Raw genomic sequence first — 25872 nt, 5'->3', positions numbered from 1 at the left:
GCCGCGGCATCCGCTCAGCCGTCGGGGGTCGGCGGGCTGTTGAGCCAGACGAGCTCGGCCGCCTCGCGACCGGGGTTCGCGACGCGGTGCGGGGTGCTGCTCGAGTACACGATCGTGTCGCCCGCCGCGAGGTCGTAGCGCTCGTCGCCGAGTTCGACGACCACCTCGCCGCGCTGCACGAGCAGCACCTCCTCGGCCTCGCCGTGGTGGTACCGCTCGGGCCCGGTCGAGCCGCCGGGCTCGATGCGCACGGCGTACATCTCGACGTGGCCGAACGGCGGCTCGGTGAGGAACCACTTCGTCATGCCGTGCGTCGCCGAGAACGTGCGCCGGGCGTCCGCGCGCACGACGCGCGCCGCCGGGACCGGGCCCGGTTCGACGAGGTCGGCGAGCCCGACGCCGAGCGCGTCGGCGATCCGGCGCAGCGTCGCGATGCTCGCCCCGGCCCGTCCGTTCTCGAGCTGGCTCACGAACCCCGGGCTCACGCCGGCGACCTGGGCGAGCGCGCGCTGCGACATCCGCCGTGCGGAGCGGTAGCGGCGCACCTGCTCGCCGAGGTCGTCACCGGGCGTCCGGCCGTCGGCGGTCGCGTGGCCCGCGCCCGGGATCGGGGCGCCCTCATCGGTCATCGCGTCTCCGTCCGCAGCAAGGTTCGTACAGGCTGTCCGTGGCCGAAGAGTTGACCCCCGACCTCACTTCGTGCTTGCGTTCACTAAGCAACATGTTAAGCACCGCTTCACGACACCGACAGCGAGGTTCTTCATGATGTCAGCTTCACGAGGCACGACGGCGCTCTCCACGCGCATCGGTCGGATCATCCGTGCGCACGCCGCGGCCGAGCGCACCGGCATCCCGGTCGACGAGGTGCTCGATGGCGCCGCCGACGCGCCACTGTCAGGCGGCCTCACGCGCCGCGACGCGATCCGGGTCGTCGGCGCCGCGGGGGCGAGCGCGGCGTTCGCCATGGCCGCACCGTTGTCCGCCGCGGCGGCGAAGCCCGCCCCGAGCGTGGCCGTCGTCGGCGCGGGGCTCGCCGGGACGCGGGCCGCGCACTGGCTCTGGCGCACCAAGGGCATCGCGAGCACGGTGTTCGAGGGCAGCGACCGCGCCGGTGGGCGCTGCTACAGCCTGCGGGGCTACTTCGACGACGGGATCGTCGTCGAGCACGGCGGCGCCCTGATCAACACGGACCACAACGCGATCCGCAGCCTCGCCTCGAACCTCGGGCTGAGCCTCGACGTCGCGCACGGCGGCAGCTACTCGCGCTGGGTCGACCGGTACTGGATCGACGGGCGCGACTACCCGTACGACGACGCCAACGACGACTGGGGCGCGGTCTATGCCGCCATGAAGGCCGACCTCGCCGCCGCCCCGTACTGCCAGACGTACGACAGCCACACGACCGCGGGGATCGCGCTCGACGAGATGACCGTCGACGACTGGCTCGCGACGAAGGTGCCCGGCGGGCTCTCGAGCCGGTTCGCGAAGCTGATGCAGTCGAACGCCATGGCCGAGTACGGGCTCGAGACGAGCCGGCAGTCGGCGCTCAACCTCGTCTACCTGCTGGGCTGGAACGCCCAGAACAGCCTCGCGCCCCTCAACGGCGCCGACGAGAAGTACGTGGTGCGCGGCGGCAACGACCAGCTCGTCACGCGCATGATCGAGCAGCTCCCGGCCGGCACCGTGCGCTACGGCCACGAGCTCGTCGCGGTGAAGCGCAACGCCGACGGCACGGTGCGGCTGAGCTTCCGCACGGGCGGCTCGACGATCGACCGCACGTTCGATCGCGTCATCCTCGCGCTGCCCTTCACGACGCTGCGGGAGTGCGATCTCGGGCAGTCGGGGTTCTCGGCGCTCACCCGGCGCGCGATCGGCGAGCTCGGCCTGGGCGCGAACGCGAAGGTGCACGTGCAGCTCGACCGCCGACCTTGGGTCGAGCAAGGCTACGGCGGGGCCGCGTACACGAACCGGACCGGCTTCCAGTGCGGCTGGGACGACACCGCGGCGCATCCGCTGCCGACGGGCGTCTACAACTTCTTCCCCTCGGGCGACCAGGTCATGGGGTGGTCGGGCGCGCCGTTCGGTCCGGCACCTGCGGCCCAGGTGTCGGGACTGCTCGCACAGCTCGAGCCGATCTTCCCCGGCGTGACCGCGGCCTACTCGGGCAAGGCGTACCGCGATTTCTGGTGGGCGAACCGCTGGTCGCGCGGCGCGTACACGTGCCAGCGCCCGGGCCAGTACACGCAGCTCTTCGGCGTGGGCACGACGTCAGAGGGCAACGTGCACTTCGCGGGCGAGCACACGAGCGTCGAGTACTTCGGCTTCCTCAACGGGGCCGTCGCCTCGGGCGAGCGCGCGGCCAAGGCGGTCGCGCTCTCCTGAGCCCGCACCGGATGCCGCGCCTCGGTCGAGCGGAGGCCGGCCGCGGCATCCGTGCCGCTTCATGTTCATGTTGCCGGATTCGGTGTTCTGCCCCGACACGCCGCACCAGCGCGCGCCGCGCGCGGCGTGTCGGGCCGAGACACCGAATCCGGCAACACACCGAACGGCGAAGCGCGACGCGTCAGCGCAGCCAGGCGGTCGTCGCGCCCGGCAGACGGCCGTCGACGAGCGACGCGCTCGTGACGAGGACCTCGCCCTCGGGCAGGTCGACCGGCTCCGAGCCGAAGTTCGTGACCGACTGCCAGCCGCCGGGGCGTGCGAACCAGAGCACCTCCGCACCGGCGGGGTGGTCCCGCCAGAGCAGCCCCTCGGCGTCCTGCAGCTCGTGCCGCAGGGCGAGGGCGCGCCGGTACATGCTCAGCGTCGAGTCGGGGTCGGCGCTCTCGGCCTCCACCGAGAACTCGCCCCACCAACCGGGCTGCGGCAAGTGCGCGCCGTCGTCGCCGAACCCGAACGACGAGCCCGTCGACGCCCAGGGGAGCGGCACGCGGCATCCGTCCCGGCCGACCTCGATGCCCGGGCTGCGGAAGAACGTCGGGTCCTGCCGGTCGGCGTCGGGGATGTCGGCGACCTCGGGGAGGCCGAGCTCCTCGCCCTGGTAGAGGTAGGCGCTGCCGGGCAGGGCGAGCATGAGCAGCGTCGCGGCACGCGCGCGGCGCAGGCCGCGGGCGGCGTCGAGCTCCGATGCGGGTCCGCCGTGCAGCAGCCACTCCTTGCCGACCACGCCCTCGTCGCCGGGATCGTCGGCCAGGCCGTAGCGGGTGGCGTGGCGCACCACGTCGTGGTTCGAGAACACCCACGTGTTCGACGAGCCGGTCACGGTGACGGACTCGAGGTTGTGGTCGATGATCGCCCGGAACTCGGCGGCCTCGAAGTTCGCGCGCAGCAGGTCGAAGTTGAACGCCTGGCCGAGGCTCGTCGGGAGGGCGTAGCGGTAGCGCCGCTCGGGCTCCACCCACGCCTCGGCGACCGCGATCCGCGGCGGGTCGTACTCGTCGAACACGGCGCGCCACTCGGCGTAGATCTCGTCGAGCTCCTCGCGGTCCCACAGCGGGTGCGAGCCGTCGGTCACGAGCCGCAGCTCCTCGAGCTCGGCGTGCGAGCGGAGCGGATACGTGAGGTCCTTCGCGAGCGCGTGCGCGACGTCGACCCGGAAGCCGTCGACCCCTCGGTCGGCCCAGAACCGCAGGGTCGTGAGGAAGTCGTCGCGCACCTCGCGGTTCGCCCAGTTGAAGTCGGGCTGCTCCGGTGCGAACAGGTGCAGGTAGAACTGCCCGTCGCCGACCGGCTCCCACGCCGACCCGCCGAACATCGCCTGCCAGTCGCTCGGCGGCTCGGTGCCGTCGGGACCCTCGCCATCGCGGAAGATGTAGCGCTCGCGCGCCGCCGAGCCCTTCGGCGAGGCGAGCGCCTCCTGGAACCACCTGTGGCGGTTCGACGAGTGGTTCGGCACGATGTCGACGATCAGGCGGATGCCGGCGGCATGCAGCGACGCGACCATCTCGTCGAAGTCGGCGAGCGTGCCGAGCTTCGGGTCGACGTCGCGGTAGTCGTCGACGTCGTACCCGCCGTCGGCGAGTGCCGAGGGGTAGAACGGCGACAGCCACACCGCGTCGACGCCGAGCTCGGCGAGGTACGGGATGCGGCTCGTGATGCCGCGCACGTCGCCGATGCCGTCGCCGTTCGCGTCGGCGAAGCTGCGCGGGTAGATCTGGTAGACGGCGGCCTGGCGCCACCACGTGGGGTCGTTCGCGATGACGGCCGTCGTGTCCTGCGCGAGGGTCGTGGGGGTCGTGTCGGTCATCGGTCGGGCCTTCCTTTCCGAGCGGATGCCTCGGGCCGCACGATACGCCGATCGCGGGCTCGAGGCATCCGTCGCCTGTTTCGAGGGTTACATGGAACCGGCCATGGAGGTCACCCCTCGCGGGCCCCCACCACGGCCGGTCGGGCGGTCACTTGATCGAGCCCCGCGTCACGCCGGAGATGACCCAGCGCTGCGAGAACACGTAGACGATGAGCAGCGGCGCCATCGCCATGAGGTAGGACGCGAACGCCACCGTGTAGTCGGTATTGAACTGCCCCTGGAACACGTACTGCGCGAGCGGCAGCGTGCGTGCAGCGGGATCGCTCAGCACGACGAGCGGCATGATGAAGTCGTTCCACGCCCACACGCAGGTGAGGATGCCCACCGTGGCGTTCATCGGCGCGAGCAGCGGGAAGATCACCTGCCAGAACACCCGCCACGTCGACGCGCCGTCGACGCGCGCCGCCTCCTCGAGCTCGATCGGGATCGAGCGGATGTACGCCGTGTAGATGAAGACGTTCAGCGAGAGGCCGTAGATCGTGTAGAGCACGATCATGCCCGCCTGGTTGTCGAGCCCGAGGATCGCGGTCTGCTTCACGAGCGGCAGCATGATGATCGGGAACGGGATGAACAGCGCCGCCAGCAGGTAGAAGAACACGCCCTTGAAGAACGGTCGGTGGATGTTGCGGGCGAGGGCGTACGCGACGATCGAGCTCGTCAGGAGCGTGAACACCACCGACCCGACGGTGATGAGGGCGGTGTTCATGAGCGCCTGCGGGAAGTTGGTGCGCTCCCAGGCCTCGGGGAAGTTCGCCCAGTTCACGGGGTCGGGCCACTCGAAGCCCGTGCCCGAAACCAGCTGGTCGGGTGTCTTCAGCGCGACGACCACCGCGAGGTAGAGCGGGATCAGGATCGTGAGCGAGCAGACCGCGATGAGGGCGGTGGCCCACCAGTTGACCCGACGGGTGTCGTCGTCGTCGCTGCGGGCGCGGCGTCGCCGCGGGACGTCGGGCAGGGCCTCCTCGGCCTGCGCCAGTGTGGTGGTTGCGGTCGTCATCAGAAATCGGCCTCTCTGCGCTGAAGGACCCGGAATTGGAAGAGCGAGACGACCGTGATCACGATGAAGAAGATCACCGCGTTGGCCGTCTGGTAGGCGAACTCGCCGCCCGAGAACCCGCCGCGGAAGATGAGCAGGGTCACCGATTCGGTCGAGGTGCCGGGTCCGCCGTTCGTCAGGGCGACGATCTGGTCGAAGACCTGCAGGTAGCTCTTCAGGCTCAGCACCACGTTGATGGTGAAGAACGCGCCGATCAGCGGGAACGTGATCGACCGGAACTGGCGCCAGGCGGAGGCCCCGTCGAGGGACGCCGCCTCGTAGAGCTCGCCCGGGATGGTCTGCAGGCCCGACAGGTAGATGATGATCGCGAACGCGCACGACTGCCAGACGCCCAGCACGACGATCGCGGTCCATGCCCAGTCGGGGTTGGTGAGGATGTTGTCGGCGAAGAGCGGGATGCCCGACAGGATCTTCGGCAGCGAGTTCGAGAAGAAGAACTGGAACACGTAGCCGATCACCAGGATCGAGAGCACGTACGGCACGAAGTAGACGCCGCGCCAGAAGTTGCGGGCCTTGATCTTCGCGTGCAGGCCGAGCGCGATCGCGAGCGAGATCACGTTCGTGAGGATCGTCGCGACGATCGCGAACAGGAACGAGAACCCGTAGGCCGCGAGGACTCGGTCGTCCCGGAACAGGTTGAGGTAGTTCGACAGCCCGACGAAGTTCCACTCGCCGTAGCCGGCGTAGTTCGTGAAGCTGAAGAAGATGCCCACGAGCACCGGCAGGGTGTGGAACAGCGCGAACGCGATGACCGCGGGCCACACCATCCAGTAGAAGGCGGGCAGGGCCCGGCGGCTCTCGAGCTTGACGCGCTTGGCACGGGCGGGCGTCTCGCCGGCCGTGGACGAGCTGCGCACCGCTTGGGTCAGCGTGGTCATGTCAGTCTCCCGTCACGGGGATCGTGCGAGCGGCGACCTTGCTCCACTCGCGGTCGAGGGTGGCGAGCGCGGCATCCGCGTCGCCGGTGAAGAGGAACTCCTGGTCGATCGCGGCGAGCGGGATGCTCGGCGGGACCTGGTGGTCGATGAAGCCCGTGATGCGGCCCTCGTCGAACCAGGGCGCGACCGACTGGATGGCGGGGTCGTCGCTGAGCTGCGCGCCCTCGACGGAGGGCACCATGTTCTGCGACGCGGCGAACTCCTCGATGACGTCCTGCTCGAAGAGGTAGTCGATGAAGCGCATCGCCTCCTCGCGATGCGGCGTGTCCTTGCCCATCGTCACCACGACGTCGACGCCGGAGACGAGCAGCCGGTCGGCGGGGTCGTCGGTCGCCGGGTACGGGAAGATGCCGGCCCGGATGTCGGGGTTCACGTCCTTGATCGGGCTGACCGCCCAGATGCCCTGCATGAGCATCGCGACGTCCCCATTGGCGAACGCGGCGTTGCCGTCGTCGTACGTCTTGCCGCGGTAGCCGTCCTGCGTGTACGAGAACAGCTCGTACTGCTGGTCGAGCGCCTCGGCGAAGTCCTTCTGGAACGACACCTCGGAGTCGGGACCGACGTCCTCGCCCTCCTCGCGCATCTGCTCGAAGAAGTCGTCCTGCGCCGGGTAGGCGCCGAGCGCGTTGAACGAGGGCAGCCCGGTCCACGAGTCGCCGAGCGTCCCGTAGAACGGCGTGATGCCGGCGGCCTGCAGCTGGTCGCACACGTCGATCAGCTCGTCCCACGTCTCGGGCACCTCGAGTCCCTGCTCCTCGAAGATGTCCTCGTTGTAGATGATGCCGTTGGCGTTGTTGACGTAGCCGAGGCCGTTGACCTCGCCCTCGGCGTTGCCCAGGTCGGCGAGGATGTCCTGCACCGCCGGGTTGATGGTCTGCAGCACCGGCTCGTCGGAGAAGTCGTAGAAGACGCCGGCCTGCGCGAGGCGGCCGAAGTTGCCGTTGGCGTTGAGCGTGATGACGTCGGGCGCCTTGTCCTTCACGAGCAGCGTGCGGATGATCGTGTCGGCGTCGGCGACCTGGTTCTGCACCACGTCGATGTCGGGGTTCTCGGCCTCGAAGTCGGCGATGATCTGCTCGAAGTCCTCGAGCGCCTCGCCCTTGAACTGGAAGAAATCGAGCTGCACGCGTCCGTCGCCGGGCGACGAGCAGCCCGCGAGCAGCAGGGCGCCGAGCGCTGCGGATGCCGCGACGGCGAGCGTGCGGCGGCGCCGTGCTCGTCGCCGGTGCGCTCGCGCCGGGCGGATGGGCTGGTCGGTCATGGTGTGCGCCTCCTTGCGCTGTGGATTGCGGTGGTGCGGTGATCAGTCGGGAGGAGTCAGCTCGAGGAGCACGAGCTGCGCGGGGAAGAGCACGGGAGCCTGCAGGCCCGCCGTGCCGAGTAGCCGGCCGGTGAGCGTGATCGGCTGCTCGGCCCAGGGGAGGGGGGACTGGCCGGGTCCATCGGCCACGCTCCCCGCTGCGATCCGCACGGCGTACCGGCGGTCGGCGTCGAGGCCCGGCAGCGTGAAGCGTCCGGGCGGGTACGTCACGCTGGTCGCGACCTGCGTGAAGGTGAAGAGGGCGGATGCCCCGTCGCGTGCGACGACGCCGCGGACGTCGGTCGTGGCATCCGCCGTGTCGCCATGCACGAGCACGCCCGAATGGATGAGCGCACGGTACTGCTTATGCAGGTCGACCCAGCGGGCGACCGCGGCGAGCCCGTCGTCGTCGAGGGCCGTGAGGTCCCACTCGATGCCGAGGTGGCCGAGCATCGCGACGCCGGCGCTGAGGTCGAGCGAGACGCGGCGTCCCGTGGAGTGCACGGTCGGGCTCGTGAGGTGCGCGCCCATCATCTCGGGCGGCACGACGAGGCTCGTGTAGCGCTGGATCTGCAGGCGCTCGACGGGGTCGAGGGTGTCGCTCGTCCAGACGCGGTCGGTGTGCTCGAGGATGCCGAGGTCGACGCGGGCGCCGCCCGACGCGCACGACTCGATCTCGAGCGCCGGATGCCGCCGCTTCAGCTCCGCGAGCAGGCGATAGAGCGCCTCGACGTTGTCGTGCACGCGAGCGCGGCCCGAGTCGGCCGCGCCGGCCTCGAGGAGGTCGCGGTTGTGGTCCCACTTGAGGTACGCGATGTCATGTTCGGCGAGCAGTGCGTCGAGTCGCTCGAGGAGGTGCGCCCACGCGCCCTCGTTCGCGAGGTCGAGCACGTACTGCTGGCGCGCGGGCACCGGCAGCTCGTCGCGGCCGCGCAGGATCCAGTCGGGGTGCGCGCGGGCGAGCTCGCTGTCGAGGTTCACCATCTCGGGCTCGACCCAGAGGCCGAACTCCATGCCGAGCCCGCGGACGCGCTCGATGAGCGGACCGAGGCCCGACGGCCACACGGTGTCGTCGACCTCCCAGTCGCCGAGGCCGGCGGTGTCGTCGCGGCGTCCGCGGAACCAGCCGTCGTCGAGCACGAACCGCTCCACGCCCGCGGCCGCGGCGCGCTCGGCGAGCGTGGCGAGGGTCTCGAGGTCGTGGTCGAAGTACACGGCCTCCCACGTGTTCAGGGTCACCGGCCGGGGGCGCCGCGGATGCTGCGGGCGGGCGCGCAGCTCGTCGTGGAAGCGCCGCGCGACCTCGTTGAGTCCGTCGCCCCACGATCCGATGGCCCAGGGCGTCGTGTAGGTCTCGCCCTCGCCGAGCACGATCTCGCCCGCGCCGAGCAACTCGCCCGCCGAGAGGAACGACTCCGCCGTGGGCGTGCGCTCCGCCGCGAGGCGATGGTTGCCGCTCCAGGCGACGTGCACCGCGTACACGAGACCGCGCTCGAAGCCGAAGCCATTGCGCCCGGCGGCGAGCACGAGGCTCGCGTCGGCGCCTGGGCGTCCGCGCCGGCTCTCGCGCAGGTGGGTGCCGATGGTGAACGCGTGGCGCTGCGGGGACCGCTCGCGCAGGTGGCGTCCGGTCGTGTCGAGGAGCTCGCCGAGGTCGCCCGGCACGGGGAACGTCGGGGCGAGCGCGGCGACCGAGTACGGGTCGGCCGCGCGGTTCTCGAGTGCGATGCGCTGGCGGAGGAGGCCCGACGCGGTGACCTCGAGCGTGATCGTCGCCGCGAGGCCGGCCGCGGCATCCGCTGCGCCGATCACGGCCCGGGTGGATGCCGCGTCGACCTCGATCGACTCGGTGACGAGCTTCGTCGAGAACGAGCGACCCTCGCGGTGCCCGGCGAGTCCCGGCGTGCCGAGCCAGCCCGAGGACTCCTGCGGGATGAGGGTGAGCGGTGCGGGCTGGTCGAGCCCGCCCGAGACGCGCTGGGGGAGTGCCGCCGTGCCCATCGCCGCGAGCTCCGCCTCGCCGAGGTCGCCCTGGTCGGCGCCCCAGAACACCATCGCCGGCAGCGGGGCGTGGCGGGCGTCGAGGATGACGCTGGTCCCCCCGTTGCGGAGGTGGAGGAGCTCGGAGCGGCGCTGCATGAGTTATTTCTACGACAGAAATAACATGCTGTCAATCCACCCCCGTTCGAGGGTGAAAACCGGGTAGGGCTCGGTTCAGCGGGCGATGTTCATGTCAAGATGGAACGAATCCACCGTCCTGGGAGGTCGACCGATGACGTCGCACGAGACCGAGGTGAGCGACACCGCGCGCGACCTCGCGCGTGAGGTGCTCATCCACGGACCCATCTCGCGCGCCGAACTCGGTCGCCGGCTGGGGCTGTCGCCCGCGAGCCTGACCCGACTGAGCAAGCCGTTCCTCGATCGCGGACTCCTCGTCGAGGCATCCGAGACCCTGCAGGGATCGACCGGTCGACCTGCGCGGCCGCTCGACGTGCCCGTGGACGCGGGCCGGTTCGTCGGCATGAAGGTGACCGGGGAGACCGCCTTCGGGGCCGTCACCGACCTGCGTGCGGGCGCCGTGGCGACGGCCGAGCGCGTGCTCGACGACCACGACATCGAGGGGGTCGTCGCGACGCTCGCAGGCCTCGTGGACGAGCTGCGCGACGCGGGCGGCGCCGACCTCGCCGGCATCGGCGTGAGCGTCGGCGGCAACGTCGCGGGCGGACGCGTCATCACCCGGGCGCCCTTCCTCGGCTGGCGCGACGTGCCCCTCGCCGACCTCCTCGAGTCGCGCGTCGGCGTGCCCGTCACGGTCGAGAACGACGTGACCGCGCTCACGACCGCCGAGCAGTGGTTCGGCGACGTGCGCGGCCGCGACTCGTTCGCCGTCGTGACCATCGGGGCCGGCGTCGGCTACGGGCTCGTGATGCACGACCGCGTCGTGACCACGCCCGACTCCGGCCTCGGCCTCGGCGGGCACCTGCCGCTCGACCCGAACGGCCCGCTGTGTCCGGAGGGGCACCGCGGATGCTCCAGCGCCATGCTCTCCATCCCGAGCATCACCGCGCAGCTGGGCATCGCCCTCGGGCGCGAGGTCGACTACGACGAGGTGCTCGCGCTCGCCGCGGCGGGGCATCCGCTCGCCGTCTCGATCACGGATGCCGCGGGCCGCGCCCTCGGCCGCATGATGGCGCTCATCGCGAACCTCGCCATGGTCGACGCGATCGTGCTCGCCGGCGAGGGCATGGCGCTCTGGGACGTCGTGGGCGACGTGGCGATCGCCGCGCTCGCCGCCGACCGCGACCCCGAGGCGTCGCCCGTCGAGCTCTTCGTCGACGACGCCGGGTTCGCGTCGTGGGCTCGGGGCGCGGCGGCCGTGGCGATCCAGGCGGCGCTCGGCCGGCTACGGCTCCCGGCGGTCGAGTAGCGCCGGTTCCGGCTGAGGGGGTTACTGCTCCAGGGGACGGGCCGAGGAGGAGCGCACGCGGAGCTCGTAGGGGAGGGGCGTCGCGGCGGGAGGCGCGGCATCCGCGTCGGGCTCGAGCTGCTCCATGAGGATCTCGACCGCCTTCTCGCCCTGCAGCCGGGGGAACTGCGCGACCGTCGAGAGCCCGAAGAAGTCGGACAGGTCGTGGTCGTCGATGCCCACGATCGACACGTCGCGAGGCACCACGAGCCCGAGGTCGCGGGCCGCGAGGATCGACCCGATGGCCATCTCGTCGGATGCCGCGAAGATCGCGGTCGGGCGGTCGTGCGGCACGCCCAGCAGCTGCTTCGCCGCGTGGTAACCGCCCTTGATGGTGAAGTCCGCGGGCGCGAACAGGCGCGGGTCGATGTCGATGCCGGCATCGCGGAGCGCGCCCTCGTAGCCGATGCGCCGGTTCGTGGGCAGGTGGAAGTCCAGGTCGAACTCGATGTCGCCCCCGATGTGCGCGATGCGGCGGTGGCCGAGCCCGATCAGGTGCTCGGTCGCGAGGCGCGCCACCGCGACGTCGTCGATCGTCAGCGTGCGCACGCCGGGGATCGGGCCACCGACGCCCACGAGCGGCTTGCCGAGGTCATGAAGTCGCGCGACTTCGGGCTCCGCGAGCTCGAGCGAGACGGCGATGACCGCGTCGACGCGCTGCCGCAGCAGGAAGTGCTCGAACACGCTCGCGCGCTCACGGCCGTCGCCCGACAGGTTGTAGAGCGTGAGGTCGTAGCCGTGCCGCAGCAGCGCCTGCTGGGCGCCCTCGAGCACCGAGGAGAAGAACCACCGGTTGAGGAACGGGATCACGACGCCGATGTTGCGCGTGCGGCCCGAGGCGAGGCTCGACGCATTCGACGACACCACGTAGCCGAGCCGGGCGGCCGCCTCGAGCACCTTCTGCTTCGACGACGGCGAGACGTGGCCGCGGCCGCTGAGTGCACGCGAGACGGTCGCGGTGGAGACCCCCGCGAGCTTCGCGACCTCTTCGATCCCGGCCATGGCTCCTCATTCCCGGCCACGCCGATGCCGGCGCGACGACCGATCCCGGGCCTCGGCGCGTCATCCCAGGCCTGGCCGAGTCACGAGGCATCCTATCGTCTGGCCCTGCCCGAGACCCCGTCGTGACCCCCATCGACGGGACACCGTTTGCCGCCCCGCCTGCGTGGCGCGTTGCCGGCGGCGCGCTCGTGCGGTAGAAAAGGCCGGGTCGATGCATGCACCTGGGGGCGGACCAAGCCTCCTCTGAGGCCGGAAGGAGAGCTCGCGTGAAGTGGGTCAAGCGCATACTCATCGCAGCGGTCGTCATCTTCGCGGTCTTCTACGTGGTGACGCGCCCGCAGGACGCCGCCAACGCCGTCGAGGGCGCGGTCGGCGCCGTCTGGAACGCCGGCGCGGCCATCGGCCAGTTCTTCACCTCGCTCGCCACCTGAGGCCGGCGTGCTCTTCGACCCCAAGGTCCAGAAGTACCTCATCGCCGACGAGGGCGAGGTCATCGTCGACGAGGTGCGCAAGCACTGGGCGGTGGTGATCGGCCCGATCCTCGAGATCATCCTCGCGATTCCGGTGCTGCTGCTGCTCGGCGTGTTCCCGTCGACGCTGTACTGGGTGCCGATCTTCCTCTCGCTCGCGCTGGCGCTCCACGGGGGCTGGCGCATCCTCCAGGCGCAGATGGACCGCTTCGTCATCACGAACATGCGCGTGTTCCGCGTGCACGGCATCCTGTCGCAATCGCAGGCCACGATGCCGCTCGCCCGAATCCTCGACATCTCGGTGCACCGGCCGGTCATCGGCCGCATCCTCGGCTATGGGCACTTCGTGTTCGAGTCCGCCGCCCAGGAGCAGGGGCTGCGCGAGATCCGCTTCGTCGGCCGCCCGAACGAGCGCGGCCTCACCATCCAGCGCGTCATCGCCCGCTCGGGCCTGCGCGGACCCGTCCCGCGACCCGACACCCCCGCCGCCCCGCCGCCACCTCGGAACGTGCCGCCGCCGCCGGTCCCCGCCGTGACGGTCGCGCCGGTCACGTCCTCCAGCGCGCCGACGGGCCCGATCCCCACCGTGCCCGGCGACCCCGGTGCGATGCCGTACGATCCCGACCACCCCGATTCGCCGAACGACACCGCCGAGATCCCCTGGTGGAGGGCCGCGAACTGACGCCGAATCGGCCCCGATCAGGCCTTCGTAGGCCGGAGCGGCGGTCGCGGCATCAGCTGCCCGCCCCGATTTCTCACGACGGCACTCCGCGGGTATCCTTGACAGGCCCCCGGTTGTGTGCAGAACGCGGTCGGGTGCGACTGGCGAGTTACCCAAGCGGCCAAAGGGATCTGACTGTAAATCAGCTGTCTACGACTTCGGGGGTTCGAATCCCTCACTCGCCACCCCAGAAGCCCCGGTCCGCCGGGGCTTTCGTGGTCTTCACCGCGGTGCGGCCGGCGACCGTCGTCGGGCGGACGCCACGTCGTCGGGCGGATGCCGCGGTTCACCGGCCCTGACGGATCCAGAGCTCGTATGGCCCAATCCGGTCATCCAGAACGAACTGCCGTTCGAAGTGCGCGAGCCGATCCTCGGAGAGCCACGCCCTCTCGCTGGGCAGCATGACGGCGGCATCCGCCCCCTCGACGTACGACCACCAACGCGCATGCCAGGCTTCGGACTCGACGAGGTCGCGATGCGAGAGGGACGCGGCATTCGGCAATGTCATGCCCAGGCTCAGCGGGTCGATGTCCATCGGGCAGTCGTTGTCGAGGTTGGTGGCGACCCGATCGGCAGCTACGAGCGTCGAGGTCATGCCCGCCACGCACGAGCGATCCGCTGCCCATGCCTGGAGCACGCGCGCGGACGGCGTCGTCTCGGCCGGGACGAGTTCGCCCGCCGCCATGACGGCGAGCACGACCAGGGACAGGGCGAGCACGGCTCGACGAACCACAACGTGCCGAAGTCGCCCGACGGCCGCGCCCAGGGAGAGCGCCAGCGGCGCCATCAGCCAGGCGGCGTAGTGGTAGAAGAACATGGCGCTGACGGCCAGCACCAAGGCGTGGGCGAGCGCGATGATCACCCACCATGCCTCGTCGGGCCACGTGGAGGGAGGGCGCCGAGCCCGTAGCATCTCGACCGCCGGGAGTGCGGCGAAGGCGAGCAGAAGGGCCATCCCCAGACCGGATGCCGCAGTGGGGATGAGCTCGCGGAGGGCCTCGAACGACACGTACGGCGAGAACACGTCGGCCCGCTCCACGAGCGGGACATCGTTGCCGCCGCGCCCCAGTTGCGCGCTCACCGTCAGTGACCACATCGCGACGGGATCGGTGAAGAAGAACGGCAGCGCCGCGACGCCTGCAGAGATCGCTCCAGAGACCAAGTACCGAGCGACCGCCCGCCGACCGAGCATCGCGACGACCATCCAGGCGACGAGCGCCACGTCGATAATCGCCCAATACTTGGTGACGAGGGCGAGCCCGAGGGCGATGCCCGCCACGATCGGCGCTGACCGGTGTCGCGATGCGACAGCGAGGAGGGCCACCAGCAACGCGAGGTTGAGGTACGGCTCGAGGAGGTACGTCTGCTCGGTCGCGACCGCCGCGCCCCAGACCGCGTAGAGACCGCCGCCGACCAGGATCGCGGCCACCCCGAACCGGCGGAGCAGGAGCGCGATGATGGTGGTGTTCGCGACACCGACCCCAACCGTGAACAGCCGCGCACCGGCAAGTCCCACCGCTTCGGTGGTACCCCCGCCGAGAAGGGCGAAGGGCGTGAGCGCGAGCAAGGATCCCGGGGGATGCACGAAGTCGAAGTCGACGTAGGGCAACCGGCCGTGCAGCAGCGCCACGGAACCGGCGAACATGATCCCGTCGTCGTTCTCCCGCATCCAGAGCAGGGCGTCGGGAGCAACGAACACGGCGATCCGCACGGTGAGCGCGACGAGAGCGACGGCGACGACCGCGCCCACGATGGCGCCCCGCCTCGCTGGTACGACCGCGGGGGTGCCCTCGCCCATCCGCGCCTCCCCCGCTCAGCCGGTGCGCCGTGGTCAGGATGCCACGAGCGCCACGATAGCGCGGCACGCGCGCGACCCCTTCGCGGCGCGGCGCGCGAGGTCGACGCGACGCGATGCGCCTGCCCGGGGCGTAGCGTGAGGGGCATGACCCAGCTCGACGCCCACGGGGCATCCGACGGCCTGCTCGACCTCGCCCGCGACATCGCCGTACGGGCCGCGGAGTTCGCGCTCGACGCGCGCCGGGCCGGCGTGAGCGTCGCAGCCACGAAGTCGACCCCGACCGACGTGGTCACCGCCGCCGACCGCGACACCGAGGCGCTCATCCGGTCGTTCATCCTCGACGTGCGTCCCGACGACGGCATCGTCGGCGAGGAGGACGCCGCGCACATCGGCACGAGCGGCATCGACTGGGTCGTCGACCCGATCGACGGCACGGTCAACTTCCTCTACGGCATCCCGGCGTGGGCGGTCAGCATCGCCGTGGTGGAGGGCGCGGGCGGCGGCGACGTCGGCGGCACCACGCTCGCCGGCGTCGTGATCAACCCGGTGACCGGCGAGGTGTTCGAGGCATCCGCGGGCGGAGGCGCCCGGCTGTCGGGGCGCGAGCTCGCCGTGAACACCGACGTGCCGCTCGCGTCGGCGCTCATCGGCACCGGCTTCTCCTACGCCGCCGAGCGGCGGCACGAGCAGGCCGCCGTGCTGCTCGAGCTCATCACGAAGGTGCGCGACATCCGGCGCATCGGCTCGGCTGCGCTCGACCTGTGCGCCCTCGCCGCCGGCCGCCTGGACGGCTACTACGAGCGCGGTCTCAACGCGTGGGACCACTCCGCCGGTGCGCTCGTCGCGCGTGAGGCCGGCGCGCGGATCGGCGGCCCGCACGGCGGACGCGAGAACCGCGAGCTGCTCGTCGCGGCCGCGCCGGAACTCTACGAGGAGCTCACCGCGGCGCTGCGGACGGCCGGCGTCGACGCCTGAGACGCGCCGTGACGGCGTTTTCCACAGACGCCGATTCCGTGCGTGTTCGCGATCGCGTGCGCGCGAATCCGCGAGCCCTCGCGCGCCCTGCTGCGGATGCCGCAACGAACGTGCGTCGCGACCGACGGATATCTCCGCGCCGCGTGGCGAAGACATATGAGAACGGATAGTCTTTACCAACCCGTTATCTCGACACAGGTCGTGATCGCACACCTCCCCGTTCGTACCTCCCCGATACGCCGAAGGTCCCCCCACGTGCTCGAGCCCCACCTCGTGCCCGACGGTTCTGCGCCAGGCACTCAGTCTCCGTTGCGGTCTGAGCGACCCCTGACGCGCCGCGAGCTCCGCGAGCGTGAAGCAGCGGATGCCGCGCGCGCCGCGGCTGCGGCCGGGCCGGTCGAGCCGGGGCAGGCGCCCGCGCAGTCGGGGCAGGGGTTCGGGCAGCAGGCCGCGTCGTCGGGGTATCCGCAGGCCGCCGCGCCGGTGTATCCGTCGCAGCAGGCCGCGGCGCCGGTGTATCCGTCGCAGTCTTCGGCGCCGGTGTTCCCGCAGCAGCCGGCGGAGCTGGTGTTCCCGCAGCAGGTGGCTGCGCCGGTCGTGTCGCAGCCGCAGTCCGCGGCGCCGGTGTTCACGCAGCCTGCGCAGGTTTCGCCGCAGGCGACTTCGCAGCCGCAGGCGTGGCAGCCCGCCGCGTATCCGCCGGCGACGCACGCCCCGCAGCCTCAGGCAGCGCCGGTCCTGCCGCCCCCGGCGCAGCCCACGGCACCCGCAGCGCCGGCCGCGCAGCATCCGACCGCGGCGCAGCCCGCGCCGATGGTGCAGCCTGCAGCGCAGCCCGTGGCGCCCGCAGCGCCGGCCGCGGCGCAGCCCGTGCGACCCGGCTTCGACGACCTCTTCGGAGGCCTCGGCACCGCACCTCACGAGACCATCGAGGCGCCCGTCCGGCGCCGCGTCGCCGAGACGATTCCCAACCCCGAGGCCGAGCAGGCCGACCGTCCCACCGGTCGAGGCTCGGCCTCTTCCATGTCCCGACCCGCCGATGCGCCGAGTGCGCGCGGCCGTGGCGCAGAGCGTCGGCCCGCAGGCGCAGACGCGGGCGGGTTCGACGCACTGTTCGCGGGCCTGGGCGATGACGACGAGTCCGACGAGCCCGTCAGTGGTACTCGCGGCCGTTCGCCGCGCAAGGCCGAGAAGCCCAAGAAGCCGTCGCGGGCCGAGAAGGCCGCCGCGAAGCGAGAAGCATCGGCGAAGGGCGCTGGGCCTCGTCGCGGATCGTCCGTGCCCTCGGCGCCTCGCCCCGTGGGCGACGTCGACCTCGCGTCGCTCGTCGCGGGCGGCGGCGCGTCCGTCGCGGGTGCGCTCGGCGTCGCCGCGGCCGGGGCTGCCTCGGTCGGTGCATCGGCCGCCTCGGGTTCCGCCTCGGCCGCCTCGGGTTCCACTCCGGCCGCCGCATCCGGGGTCACCCCCGGTCTCTTCGGCTCGGCGGCGACGCCCGCCCCGCACCTCGCAGCCACGACGCCGGTCCGGTCCGACGCGGCATCCGTCATCGCGCCGCCCGCCGGCGCCCCCGCCGGATTCGCGTCGGCCATCTCCGCCGCGGCGGGTGCCCGACCGGGTCCCGACCCGGCCGTGCCAGCGCGAGCACCCCTGAACCTCGACCGGCCGGCAGGCCGTGCTGACGCCGCGCCCGTCGACGCCGACATCACCGGCGTGTCCGACCTGCTCGACTTCGGCTCGTCGTCCGATGCGGCCCCGGCCGCCGCTCCGACTGCGACGCGACGTTCGGCGCAGCGTTCCGAGCCCACGCGCGAGACGCCTCGTTCCGCAGGGCCGGCGCGACGCTGGGCACCGCAGGCGGCGTCGCGCCCGGCCGCCCGGCCCGCGGCATCCGCCCCCCGCCGTCGCCGTGGAACCCGACAGCTGGCCAGCCTCGTCGCGATGAGCTTCGCGGCGCTCCTCGCGGTGGCCACGACGATCCCGTCGCTCTCGCTGCTCACGCCTGAGGACGTGCAGGCGCTCGCGCTGTCGGACACGTCGGGCTTCGGTCGCGACGGCCAGCGCGTGACGATCAACGGCGACGTCGTCGCGGCGCAGGGCGTGCAGCGCGAGGGTTACGAGCACATGTCGATGTCGGAGGTCGCGGAGGCGGCGGGCATCCGCGCCGAGGCGGACTTCGTCAACAACCCGGCGGGCACGATCCAGTGGCCCTTCGCGGTCGGCGTGCACATCGGCGACCACTTCGGCTACCGCGACTGCGCCGGCTGCTCGAGCGACCACGGCGGCCAGGACTTCAACCCCGGCCTCGGCGCCGAGATCCAGGCGATCGCCGACGGCACCGTGGCCGTCTCGACCGACTCGGGCGGCTCGCTCGGCGTCGTCATGATGATCGACCACCAGATCGACGGCGAGCTCGTCACGAGCGTGTACGCGCACATGATCGAGGGTTCGCGGCGCTTCGAGGTCGGCGACACCGTGCACGTCGCGGACGTCATCGGCCAGACGGGCAACACGGGCATGTCGACAGGTCCGCACCTGCACTTCGAGATCCGCCTCGGGGGCGTCAACGGCACAAAGGTCGACCCGCTCGACTGGCTCTACGCCAACACGAACTAGTCGCCTCTACGCGATCCAGCCGGCAGCTGCATACCCCTGCAACTGCGCGCTCACCTGCGGTCGGCGACGTTCGCGGTTCTGTTCCCTGGCGAAATGCATGAGAATCGCCATCATGCGCGCCGTCAGCGGCATATCCGCCCGATTCTCATGCAGTTCGGCACGGCTTTCCACAGAATGATCTGACCCGCGTTCGCGGACTCGCCCGATTGCCAAACTCGACACGTGGAATCGGTGATCCGGCATCTGCAGCTGAACCAAGGCGTGCTGCCGTACTCGGCGCTGGATGCCGCGGGGTGCGAGCGGCGCGACGTCGGACGTGAGCTCCATGCGGGGAGGATCGTTCGAGTGCGGAGCGGGTGGTTCGCACTCCCCGACGCGCATCGCGAGGTCGTCAGGGCCGTCCGAGTCGGCGGGACTGCGACGGCTGCGACCGTCGCGAAGATGCGAGGACTGTGGGTGGCCGACGACTCGCAACTGCACGTCCGCGTCCGCTACTCGACCGGCAGGCTGTCGGCGCCGCATGATCGTCGACAACCGCTCGACAGGGTACGTCACCGGGTCTGCGTCCACTACGGTCGACCCGGCCCGTTCGATCGTGCAGCTGACCCGTTGACCAGGTCGCTCGCCGAGATGTTCGCCTGCGGTGACGTCGGAGGTGCGATCGCGACGGTCGACTCCGCCCTCGAGACGGGCGCGTTGCATCTCGCTCATCTCGACCTCATCCGGTCGTGGATGCCGCCCTCGAAGCGCGCCCTGCTCGACCTGTCCGAGCCCGATGCACAATCGGGAATCGAGACCAAGGTTCGGCTGTTCCTGCGATCGCGGCGGATCCCGTTTCGCGTCCAGGTCGCCATTTCAGGGGTCGGACGCGTCGATCTCCTCGTTGGCGAGCGGCTCGTCATCGAGCTCGACGGGCGGGCGTTCCACACCGGATCCGCGTTCGACGAGGATCGCGCGCGCGACTTCGAGCTCGTCACCCGCGGATACGTGGTGCTTCGGCTCAGTTACCGGCAGGTCGTGCACGACTGGGATCGGACGCGGTCCGGGATCCTGGCGCTCGTCGCGCGCGGCGAGCACCGTTGGCGTGGCGCAGGACCGTTCGCGCCGATTCCGGCGTCCTTACGCCCGCTGCCCACGCGAAATGCATGAGAATCCGCCGGATGGGTTGCCTGAGGGACCTGTCCGACCGATTCTCATGCGTTTCGCGTGGGCAGCCCAGTAGCGCGAGCAGTGCGGACCGCGCCGCAAAGCGGAACCGCCAGGCAGTGGCGGCGGTGCCGCGCGCGCCGCCCGGCTACGCGCGCAGCCAGGCCGTGGTGTCGTAGGGGAGCGTGCGCCCGTCGAGCGGTCCGCTCGCGAGCAGCACCTCGCCGCCAGGCAGCTCCACGGGCACGGTGCCCGTGTTCGCGACGACCACGACGGGCCCGTTCCGGAGCGCGACGACCGACTCGGGGAACCCGGGCAGCCACTCGAGCGTGCCGGCGCCCAGGGCGTGCTCGCGCCGCAGGCGCAGCGTGTCGCGGTAGAGCGAGAGCGTCGATCCGGGGATGCCGCGCTGCGCGTCGCGCGCGAGCGACGCCCACTGCGCGGGCTGCGGCAGCCACGAGGCATCCGTCGGCCCGAAGCCGTAGGACGGCGCGGTGCCCTCCCACGGGATGGGCACGCGGCATCCGTCGCGGCCGTATCGCTCGCCGGCGGTGCGGAACCAGGTCGGGTCCTGGCGGGCGTCGTCGGGGAGGTGGATGACCTCGGGCAGGCCGAGCTCCTCGCCCTGGTAGAGGTACGACGAGCCGGGCAGCGCGAGCATGAGCGCGGTCGCGGCGCGCGCGCGGCGCAGGCCGGACTCGTACTCGGGGAGTCCCTTCGAGCGCGGGCCGAGGCCGTGGCCCTGCGGGTTTGCCTCGGTCACCGAGAGGCGCGTGGCGTGGCGCACCACGTCGTGGTTCGAGAGCACCCAGGTCGAGGGCGCGCCGACGGCGCCGAACGCGTCGAGCGACGCGTCGATCACGCGGCGGAGCGCCGCGGCATCCCACGGTGTCTCGAGGTAGGCGAAGTTGAACGCCTGGTGCATCTCGTCGGAGCGCACCCACTTGGCGACCCGGGGGAGCGGGTCGACCCAGGCCTCGGCGGCGAGGATGCGCTCGCCGGGGTACTCGTCGAGCAGCGCGCGCCAGTCGCGGTAAATCTCGTGCACGCCGTCCTGGCCCCAGTACGGCGCGCCGTCGCCCTCGTCGCTGATCTCGGGCTCGAGGGGCACGCCCGCCTCGTCGGGCGGAACCGAGCCAGGGACGCCACCGGCGCCGCCCATGCTGCCGCCCTCGGCGGGAGGCGTGTAGTCGGGGAGGCCGTCGGCCTTCACCATGCCGTGCGCCACGTCGACGCGGAACCCGTCGACGCCGCGATCGAGCCAGAACCGCAGGATGCGCCGGAACTCCTCGCGCACCTCCTCGTTCGTCCAGTCGAAGTCGGGCTGCGAGCTGTCGAACAGGTGCAGGTACCACTGGCCGGGGGTGCCGTCGGGCTCGACGACGCGGGTCCACGCGGGGCCGCCGAAGACGGACTCCCAGTTGTTCGGCGGCTCGTCGCCGGCCGGACCGCGGCCGTCGCGGAACAGGTACCGGGCGCGCTCGGCGCTGCCGGCCGGCGCCGCGAGGGCGGCCCGGAACCATGCGTGCTCATCTGACGAGTGGTTCGGCACGAGGTCGATGATCACGCGGATGCCGCGGGCGTGCGCCTCGGCGAGCATCGCGTCGAAGTCGGCGAGCGTGCCGAAGCGCGGGTCGACGTCGCAGTAGTCGGCGACGTCGTAGCCGGCGTCGCGCTGCGGCGACGTGTAGAAGGGGGAGAGCCAGATGGCGTCGATGCCGAGGTCCTGCAGGTCGCCCAGTCGGCTCGTGATGCCGGCGAGGTCGCCCATGCCGTCGCCGTTCGCGTCGGCGAAGGACCGGGGGTAGATCTGGTAGATCGCGGCGGTGCGCCACCACTCGGAAGTCATGACGAGAACTGTACGACATCTCGTTACAGCATGGAAACGCTTGCAACATCGAAGCGTCATGCGGAGATTACGAACCGGTATCAATGCTGGGCGTCCGGTTTGGTAATGAACGTCACGCAAGGTATACCTGTAATCGCTTGCACATCTGCGAGTACTCCACACGGAAGAACGGCCTTTCGGCACGGTGCGCGATTCCGCTCGGAAACGGGCGGAACGGGGATCCCAACCCCACACCAGGCGAAGGCGCCGATTCCTCACGCACACTGAGAAGGGCACACCAATGAGGGTGAACAAGAAGGGCCTCCTCGCTGCAGGCGCCGTCGCGGTCGTCGTGACGCTGGGCCTCGCGGGCTGCGCCGGCGGCGACGCCGGATCGGACGCCGAGGCGTCGTCGAGCGGCACGCTCACGGTCTGGGTCGACGCCGAGCGCGTGGACGCGCTGAAGGGCGCGGCCGAGGCGTACACCGAGAAGACCGGCGTCGAGGTCGAGCTCGTCGGCAAGGACAACGCCGACATCAAGGACGACTTCATCCAGCAGGTTCCGACCGGCAAGGGCCCCGACATCACCATGGGTGCGCACGACTGGCTGGGCGAGCTCTCGACCAACGGCGTCGTGGCTCCGATCGAGCTCGGCGACTCCGCCGCCGACTACCTCCCGGTCGCGATCGACGCGTCGACCTACGAGGGCACGACCTACATGCTCCCCTACGCGGTCGAGAACATCGCGGTGCTCCGCAACGCCGACCTCATCCCCGAGGCCGCGACGAGCTTCGACGACATGATCGCCAAGGGCCAGGCCGCCGGCCTCGCGCACCCGTTCGTGGTCGAGCAGGGCGCCGAGGGCAACCCCTACCACCTCTACCCGTTCCAGACCGCGTTCGGCGCTCCCGTCTTCGGCACGAACGACCAGGGCTACGACTCGACCGACCTCCAGCTCGGCAACGAGGGCGGCCAGCAGTTCGCCGCCTGGCTCTCGTCGCAGGGCAAGAACGGCACCGGCAACTTCAACACCGACATCGACGGTGACATCGCGAAGCAGGCCTTCCTCGACGGCACCGCGGCCTTCTGGCTCACCGGCCCGTGGAACGTGGGCGCCGCGATCGACGGCGGCATCAACGTCGCGATCGACACCGTGCCCAGCCCGACCGGTGAGGCCGCCGCGCCGTTCGCCGGCGTGAAGGGCTTCTTCATCTCCTCCGAGTCGAAGAACAAGGTCGCCGCGAACGACTTCCTCGTGAACTACCTCGGCACCGAGGACGTGCAGCTCGAGCTCTTCAAGGCGGGCAACGTCCTCCCGGCGCTCTCGGCCGCGGCCGAGACCGCGTCGAGCGACCCGATCATCGAGGGCTTCGCCGCCGTCGGCGCCGAGGCCGTCCCGATGCCGGCGATCCCGGCCATGGGCTCGGTGTGGCAGTACTGGGGCATCGCCGAGGCCGACATCATCAACGGTGCCGACCCGACCGCGACCTGGCAGAAGCTGACCAGCGACGTGCAGGCCGCGATCGACGCCAAGTAACGACGAGTCGTCTCCGGGTCGGATGCCGCAGCGGCACCCGGCCCGGAGCACTCACGTTCGACGAGGAAGCGAGCACCAGATGAGCACGACGATCGACGACGACGTCACCACGGAGACACCGCCGAAGCCCACCAAGCGCCAGCGTCAGGCGGCGAACATCGCCGACGCGGCATCCGGCGGCATCAAGATGCTGCTGCTCAAGCTCGTGCTCCTCGGCATCCTCGATGCGATCGCGGTGTACGCCGTGCTCGTGCTCGCGGGCTTCGGCCAGTGGCTCATCGCGATCGTGGTCGCCGCGGTCGCCGCGCTCGTCAACTGGATCTACTTCTCCCGACGCAAGCTCCCGGCGAAGTACCTCACGCCGGGCATCATCTTCCTGGTCCTCTTCCAGGTCTTCGTGCTCGTCTACACGGGCTACATCGCCTTCACCAACTACGGCACGGGCCACAACGGCTCGAAGGAGCAGGCGGTCTCGTCGCTCATGGCCTCGTCGCTGCAGCGCGTCGAGGACTCGCCGACCTACCCCGTGACCGTCGTCGACCAGCTCGGCACGCTCGGCCTGCTCGTGACCGACCCCGACGGCGACGCCTACGTCGGCACGAACGACCAGCCGCTCGAGCCCGTCGACGCCGAGTTCGACGGCGACAAGGCCGTCGCGGTCGACGGCTGGACGTCGCTCCAGTTCGCCGACGTGCTCGCCCGCACCGACGAGATCACCGAGCTCGCGGTGCCGTTCTCCGACGACCCGAACGACGGCGCGCTTCGCACCCCCGACGGGTCCAATGCCTACCAGTACGTCTCGACGCTGGAGTACGACGAGGCCGCCGGCACGATGACGGATGTCACGACGGGCACGGTCTACTCCGACATCGGCACGGGCGCCTTCACCTCCGCCGACGGCGACGAGCTGCTGCCCGGCTGGCAGATCACCGTCGGCTTCGACAACTTCGTGCGCGCGGTCTCGGATCCCCGCCTCGCGCAGCCGCTGGTCTACGTCACGCTCTGGACGTTCGCCTTCGCCCTCATCTCGGTCGCGTCGACGTTCTTCCTCGGCCTCTTCCTCGCGATCGTGTTCAACGACATGCGGATGCGCGGACGCAAGTACTACCGAGTGCTGATGATCCTGCCGTACGCGATCCCGTCGTTCCTGTCGGCCCTGATCTGGGCGGGCATGATGAACGAGAGCTTCGGGTTCATCAACCAGGTACTGCTCGGCGGGGCATCCGTGCCCTGGCTCACCGACCCGTGGATGGCCAAGCTCTCGGTGCTCATCGTGAACCTGTGGCTGGGCTTCCCCTACATGTTCCTCGTCTGCATGGGCGCGCTGCAGTCGATCCCCGACGAGCTGCAGGAGGCGGCGACGGTCGACGGCGCGCGGCCGTGGGCGGTGTTCCGGCTCATCAAGCTCCCGCTGCTGCTCGTGACCGTGGCGCCGCTGCTCATCGCGTCGTTCGCGTTCAACTTCAACAACTTCAACACCATCTACATGTTGACCGACGGCGGCCCGCGCGACTCGAACGCGCCGATCCCGGTCGGGTTCACCGACATCCTCATCACGATGGTCTACAAGGTGGCCTTCACCGGCCAGTCGCGTGACTACGGCCTCGCGAGCGCCTACTCGATCATCATCTTCATCATCGTCGCGGTGATCTCGATCATCGCCTTCCGTCGCACCAAGAGCCTCGAGGAGCTGAACTGATGGCCAAGGAGACCCAGCGCGGCGCATGGGCGGACAACCTCGCCGTCGAAGGCGAGATCCTGGCCGCGGGAATCGACGCCGACGCTCGCGAGCGCGCGATCAAGGATGCGCAGAAGTCGGGCGGCGGCTACGTCGCCCCGAAGCGCCCGTTCAACTTCGGCAGGTGGTTCACGGCGACCGGATGGCGCCACGTCGTCGGCGTCGTCATGCTGCTGTTCGCGCTCTTCCCGATCGTGTTCGTCATCTCGTCGTCGCTGAACCCGCACGGCACGCTCACCGGATCGAACGCGCTGTTCTCGCAGCTCGGCCTCGACAGCTACGTGCGGATCCTCTCCGACCCGCAGGTGCCGTTCCCGACGTGGTTCGCGAACACGCTGATCATCGCCGGCATCACCGCCGTCGGCACCGTGTTCCTCGGCGCGCTCGCCGCGTACTCGTTCTCGCGCATGCGCTTCACGGGCCGCCGGTTCGGACTCATCTCGATCGTGGTCGTGCAGATGTTCCCGCAGATGCTCGCCGTGGTGGCGATCTTCCTCCTCATGAGCGCGGTCAGCGACTGGTTCCCGGCGATCGGCCTGAACACGCACGTCGGCCTCATCATGGTGTACCTCGGCGGCGCGCTCGGCGTGAACACGTTCCTCATGTACGGCTTCTTCAACACCATCCCGGCGTCGATCGACGAGGCCGCGAAGATCGACGGCGCGGGCCACGCTCGCATCTTCTTCACGATCATCCTGCGCCTCGTGGCGCCGATCCTCGCGGTCGTGGCGCTGCTGTCGTTCATCTTCTCGGTGAACGAGTTCGCCGTGGCATCCGTGATGCTCATCGACACCGAGAAGCAGACGCTCGCGGTGGGCCTCACGAAGCTCGTGTCGAACCCGCGCTACGCCGACTGGAGCGCGTTCTCGGCCGGTGCGGTGCTCGCCGCGCTGCCCGTCGTCGTGCTGTTCCTCTGGTTGCAGAAGTACATCGTCGGCGGCCTCACGGCGGGCGCCGTGAAGTAGCCGAGCGGATGC

Annotated in this window: 20 protein-coding genes and 1 tRNA gene; 11 read left to right on the top strand and 10 right to left on the bottom strand. The window is 70.8% G+C overall.

The features are described 5' to 3' along the window. Positions 1 to 14: 14 nt before the first annotated feature. Positions 15 to 629: a helix-turn-helix domain-containing protein gene (locus ACWGO8_RS05650; RefSeq protein ID WP_452042129.1), complete on the bottom strand. Its 615-nt coding sequence runs from the start codon at positions 627 to 629 to the stop codon at positions 15 to 17. Between the two features lie 136 nt (positions 630 to 765). Between ACWGO8_RS05650 and ACWGO8_RS05645 the strand changes: the two genes are divergently transcribed. Next, positions 766 to 2382, top strand: coding sequence for a flavin monoamine oxidase family protein (locus ACWGO8_RS05645; RefSeq protein ID WP_452042128.1), 1617 nt, complete (start codon positions 766 to 768; stop codon positions 2380 to 2382). A gap of 181 nt (positions 2383 to 2563) precedes the next feature. Here ACWGO8_RS05645 and ACWGO8_RS05640 read toward each other — a convergent pair whose 3' ends face one another. The 5 genes from ACWGO8_RS05640 to ACWGO8_RS05620 form a co-directional block, all read right to left on the bottom strand. Next, a complete protein-coding gene (locus ACWGO8_RS05640; RefSeq protein ID WP_452042127.1) occupies positions 2564 to 4246 on the bottom strand; it encodes a glycoside hydrolase family 13 protein in 1683 nt (560 codons plus the stop codon). 148 nt (positions 4247 to 4394) lie between these two features. Next, positions 4395 to 5303 carry a carbohydrate ABC transporter permease gene (locus tag ACWGO8_RS05635; protein WP_452042126.1) on the bottom strand — a complete coding sequence of 303 codons (909 nt, stop codon included), beginning with the start codon at positions 5301 to 5303 and terminating at the stop codon, positions 4395 to 4397. Next, positions 5303 to 6241, bottom strand: a complete 939-nt coding sequence (locus ACWGO8_RS05630; protein WP_452042125.1) for a carbohydrate ABC transporter permease — start codon at positions 6239 to 6241, stop codon at positions 5303 to 5305. The genes ACWGO8_RS05635 and ACWGO8_RS05630 overlap by 1 nt, the downstream gene beginning before the upstream one ends. Before the next feature lies 1 nt (position 6242). Further along, on the bottom strand, positions 6243 to 7562 hold the full coding sequence (locus tag ACWGO8_RS05625; RefSeq protein WP_452042124.1) for an ABC transporter substrate-binding protein: 1320 nt from the start codon (positions 7560 to 7562) through the stop codon (positions 6243 to 6245). A 42-nt stretch (positions 7563 to 7604) separates the two neighbouring features. Next, the gene (locus tag ACWGO8_RS05620) at positions 7605 to 9740 is read right to left on the bottom strand and encodes an alpha-galactosidase (protein ID WP_452042123.1); all 2136 of its coding nucleotides are present in this window, start codon (positions 9738 to 9740) and stop codon (positions 7605 to 7607) included. 133 nt (positions 9741 to 9873) lie between these two features. Between ACWGO8_RS05620 and ACWGO8_RS05615 the strand changes: the two genes are divergently transcribed. Next, positions 9874 to 11028: an ROK family protein gene (locus tag ACWGO8_RS05615; RefSeq protein WP_452042122.1), complete on the top strand. Its 1155-nt coding sequence runs from the start codon at positions 9874 to 9876 to the stop codon at positions 11026 to 11028. 21 nt (positions 11029 to 11049) lie between these two features. On the opposite strand, the gene ACWGO8_RS05610 is transcribed toward ACWGO8_RS05615, so the two are convergent. Continuing rightward, entirely contained in the window at positions 11050 to 12069 is a 1020-nt protein-coding gene (locus tag ACWGO8_RS05610) for a LacI family DNA-binding transcriptional regulator (RefSeq protein ID WP_452042121.1), read from the bottom strand. 266 nt (positions 12070 to 12335) lie between these two features. Between ACWGO8_RS05610 and ACWGO8_RS05605 the strand changes: the two genes are divergently transcribed. From ACWGO8_RS05605 to ACWGO8_RS05595, 3 genes are all read left to right on the top strand, one after another. After that, positions 12336 to 12500 (top strand): hypothetical protein, encoded by a 165-nt coding sequence (locus ACWGO8_RS05605; RefSeq protein WP_376955744.1) that lies wholly within the window; start codon positions 12336 to 12338, stop codon positions 12498 to 12500. A gap of 7 nt (positions 12501 to 12507) precedes the next feature. Continuing rightward, positions 12508 to 13221 (top strand): PH domain-containing protein, encoded by a 714-nt coding sequence (locus ACWGO8_RS05600; protein ID WP_452042120.1) that lies wholly within the window; start codon positions 12508 to 12510, stop codon positions 13219 to 13221. Between the two features lie 142 nt (positions 13222 to 13363). Continuing rightward, positions 13364 to 13445: transfer RNA gene (locus ACWGO8_RS05595), tRNA-Tyr, on the top strand. Positions 13446 to 13546: 101 nt separating this feature from the next. On the opposite strand, the gene ACWGO8_RS05590 is transcribed toward ACWGO8_RS05595, so the two are convergent. Then, on the bottom strand, positions 13547 to 15010 hold the full coding sequence (locus ACWGO8_RS05590) for a hypothetical protein (protein WP_452042119.1): 1464 nt from the start codon (positions 15008 to 15010) through the stop codon (positions 13547 to 13549). Positions 15011 to 15202: 192 nt separating this feature from the next. Between ACWGO8_RS05590 and ACWGO8_RS05585 the strand changes: the two genes are divergently transcribed. Next, positions 15203 to 16033 carry an inositol monophosphatase family protein gene (locus tag ACWGO8_RS05585; RefSeq protein WP_452042118.1) on the top strand — a complete coding sequence of 277 codons (831 nt, stop codon included), beginning with the start codon at positions 15203 to 15205 and terminating at the stop codon, positions 16031 to 16033. 309 nt (positions 16034 to 16342) lie between these two features. Continuing rightward, the gene (locus ACWGO8_RS05580; RefSeq protein WP_452042117.1) at positions 16343 to 18646 is read left to right on the top strand and encodes a peptidoglycan DD-metalloendopeptidase family protein; all 2304 of its coding nucleotides are present in this window, start codon (positions 16343 to 16345) and stop codon (positions 18644 to 18646) included. A 6-nt stretch (positions 18647 to 18652) separates the two neighbouring features. Here the strand turns inward: ACWGO8_RS05580 and ACWGO8_RS05575 are convergent, their stop codons facing one another. Then, a complete protein-coding gene (locus ACWGO8_RS05575; protein ID WP_452042116.1) occupies positions 18653 to 18973 on the bottom strand; it encodes a hypothetical protein in 321 nt (106 codons plus the stop codon). A 129-nt stretch (positions 18974 to 19102) separates the two neighbouring features. Here ACWGO8_RS05575 and ACWGO8_RS05570 point away from each other — a divergent pair, with 129 nt between their 5' ends. After that, on the top strand, positions 19103 to 19795 hold the full coding sequence (locus tag ACWGO8_RS05570; RefSeq protein WP_452042115.1) for an endonuclease domain-containing protein: 693 nt from the start codon (positions 19103 to 19105) through the stop codon (positions 19793 to 19795). A 145-nt stretch (positions 19796 to 19940) separates the two neighbouring features. Here ACWGO8_RS05570 and ACWGO8_RS05565 read toward each other — a convergent pair whose 3' ends face one another. Continuing rightward, a complete protein-coding gene (locus tag ACWGO8_RS05565; RefSeq protein ID WP_452042114.1) occupies positions 19941 to 21641 on the bottom strand; it encodes a glycoside hydrolase family 13 protein in 1701 nt (566 codons plus the stop codon). A 280-nt stretch (positions 21642 to 21921) separates the two neighbouring features. On the opposite strand from ACWGO8_RS05565, the gene ACWGO8_RS05560 reads away from it, so the two are divergent. The 3 genes from ACWGO8_RS05560 (at position 21922) to ACWGO8_RS05550 (ending at position 25860) form a co-directional block, all read left to right on the top strand. Next, positions 21922 to 23157, top strand: a complete 1236-nt coding sequence (locus ACWGO8_RS05560; RefSeq protein WP_452042113.1) for a sugar ABC transporter substrate-binding protein — start codon at positions 21922 to 21924, stop codon at positions 23155 to 23157. A 79-nt stretch (positions 23158 to 23236) separates the two neighbouring features. Beyond that, complete coding sequence (locus ACWGO8_RS05555) at positions 23237 to 24856, top strand: ABC transporter permease subunit (protein WP_452042112.1); 1620 nt, start codon at positions 23237 to 23239, stop codon at positions 24854 to 24856. After that, on the top strand, positions 24856 to 25860 hold the full coding sequence (locus tag ACWGO8_RS05550; protein ID WP_452042111.1) for a sugar ABC transporter permease: 1005 nt from the start codon (positions 24856 to 24858) through the stop codon (positions 25858 to 25860). The genes ACWGO8_RS05555 and ACWGO8_RS05550 overlap by 1 nt, the downstream gene beginning before the upstream one ends. The last annotated feature ends 12 nt before the right edge of the window (positions 25861 to 25872 follow it).

It is taken from the genome of Agromyces sp. NPDC055661 (genome assembly GCF_053618135.1).
The sequence above is the reverse complement of the archived record's forward strand: the minus strand, read 5'-3'. Positions and strand labels throughout refer to the sequence as shown.

Coding starts and splice junctions, on each gene's coding strand:
- ACWGO8_RS05615 (WP_452042122.1), top strand. CDS start 9,874: ATGACGTCGCACGAGACCGAGGTGAGCGACACCGCGCGCGACCTCGCG.
- ACWGO8_RS05575 (WP_452042116.1), bottom strand. CDS start 18,973: ATGGAGCTCACGTCCGACGTCGCGCCGCTCGCACCCCGCGGCATCCAG.
- ACWGO8_RS05645 (WP_452042128.1), top strand. CDS start 766: ATGTCAGCTTCACGAGGCACGACGGCGCTCTCCACGCGCATCGGTCGG.
- ACWGO8_RS05625 (WP_452042124.1), bottom strand. CDS start 7,562: ATGACCGACCAGCCCATCCGCCCGGCGCGAGCGCACCGGCGACGAGCA.
- ACWGO8_RS05565 (WP_452042114.1), bottom strand. CDS start 21,641: ATGACTTCCGAGTGGTGGCGCACCGCCGCGATCTACCAGATCTACCCC.
- ACWGO8_RS05610 (WP_452042121.1), bottom strand. CDS start 12,069: ATGGCCGGGATCGAAGAGGTCGCGAAGCTCGCGGGGGTCTCCACCGCG.
- ACWGO8_RS05630 (WP_452042125.1), bottom strand. CDS start 6,241: ATGACCACGCTGACCCAAGCGGTGCGCAGCTCGTCCACGGCCGGCGAG.
- ACWGO8_RS05560 (WP_452042113.1), top strand. CDS start 21,922: ATGAGGGTGAACAAGAAGGGCCTCCTCGCTGCAGGCGCCGTCGCGGTC.
- ACWGO8_RS05640 (WP_452042127.1), bottom strand. CDS start 4,246: ATGACCGACACGACCCCCACGACCCTCGCGCAGGACACGACGGCCGTC.
- ACWGO8_RS05635 (WP_452042126.1), bottom strand. CDS start 5,303: ATGACGACCGCAACCACCACACTGGCGCAGGCCGAGGAGGCCCTGCCC.
- ACWGO8_RS05585 (WP_452042118.1), top strand. CDS start 15,203: ATGACCCAGCTCGACGCCCACGGGGCATCCGACGGCCTGCTCGACCTC.
- ACWGO8_RS05550 (WP_452042111.1), top strand. CDS start 24,856: ATGGCCAAGGAGACCCAGCGCGGCGCATGGGCGGACAACCTCGCCGTC.
- ACWGO8_RS05620 (WP_452042123.1), bottom strand. CDS start 9,740: ATGCAGCGCCGCTCCGAGCTCCTCCACCTCCGCAACGGGGGGACCAGC.
- ACWGO8_RS05555 (WP_452042112.1), top strand. CDS start 23,237: ATGAGCACGACGATCGACGACGACGTCACCACGGAGACACCGCCGAAG.
- ACWGO8_RS05650 (WP_452042129.1), bottom strand. CDS start 629: ATGACCGATGAGGGCGCCCCGATCCCGGGCGCGGGCCACGCGACCGCC.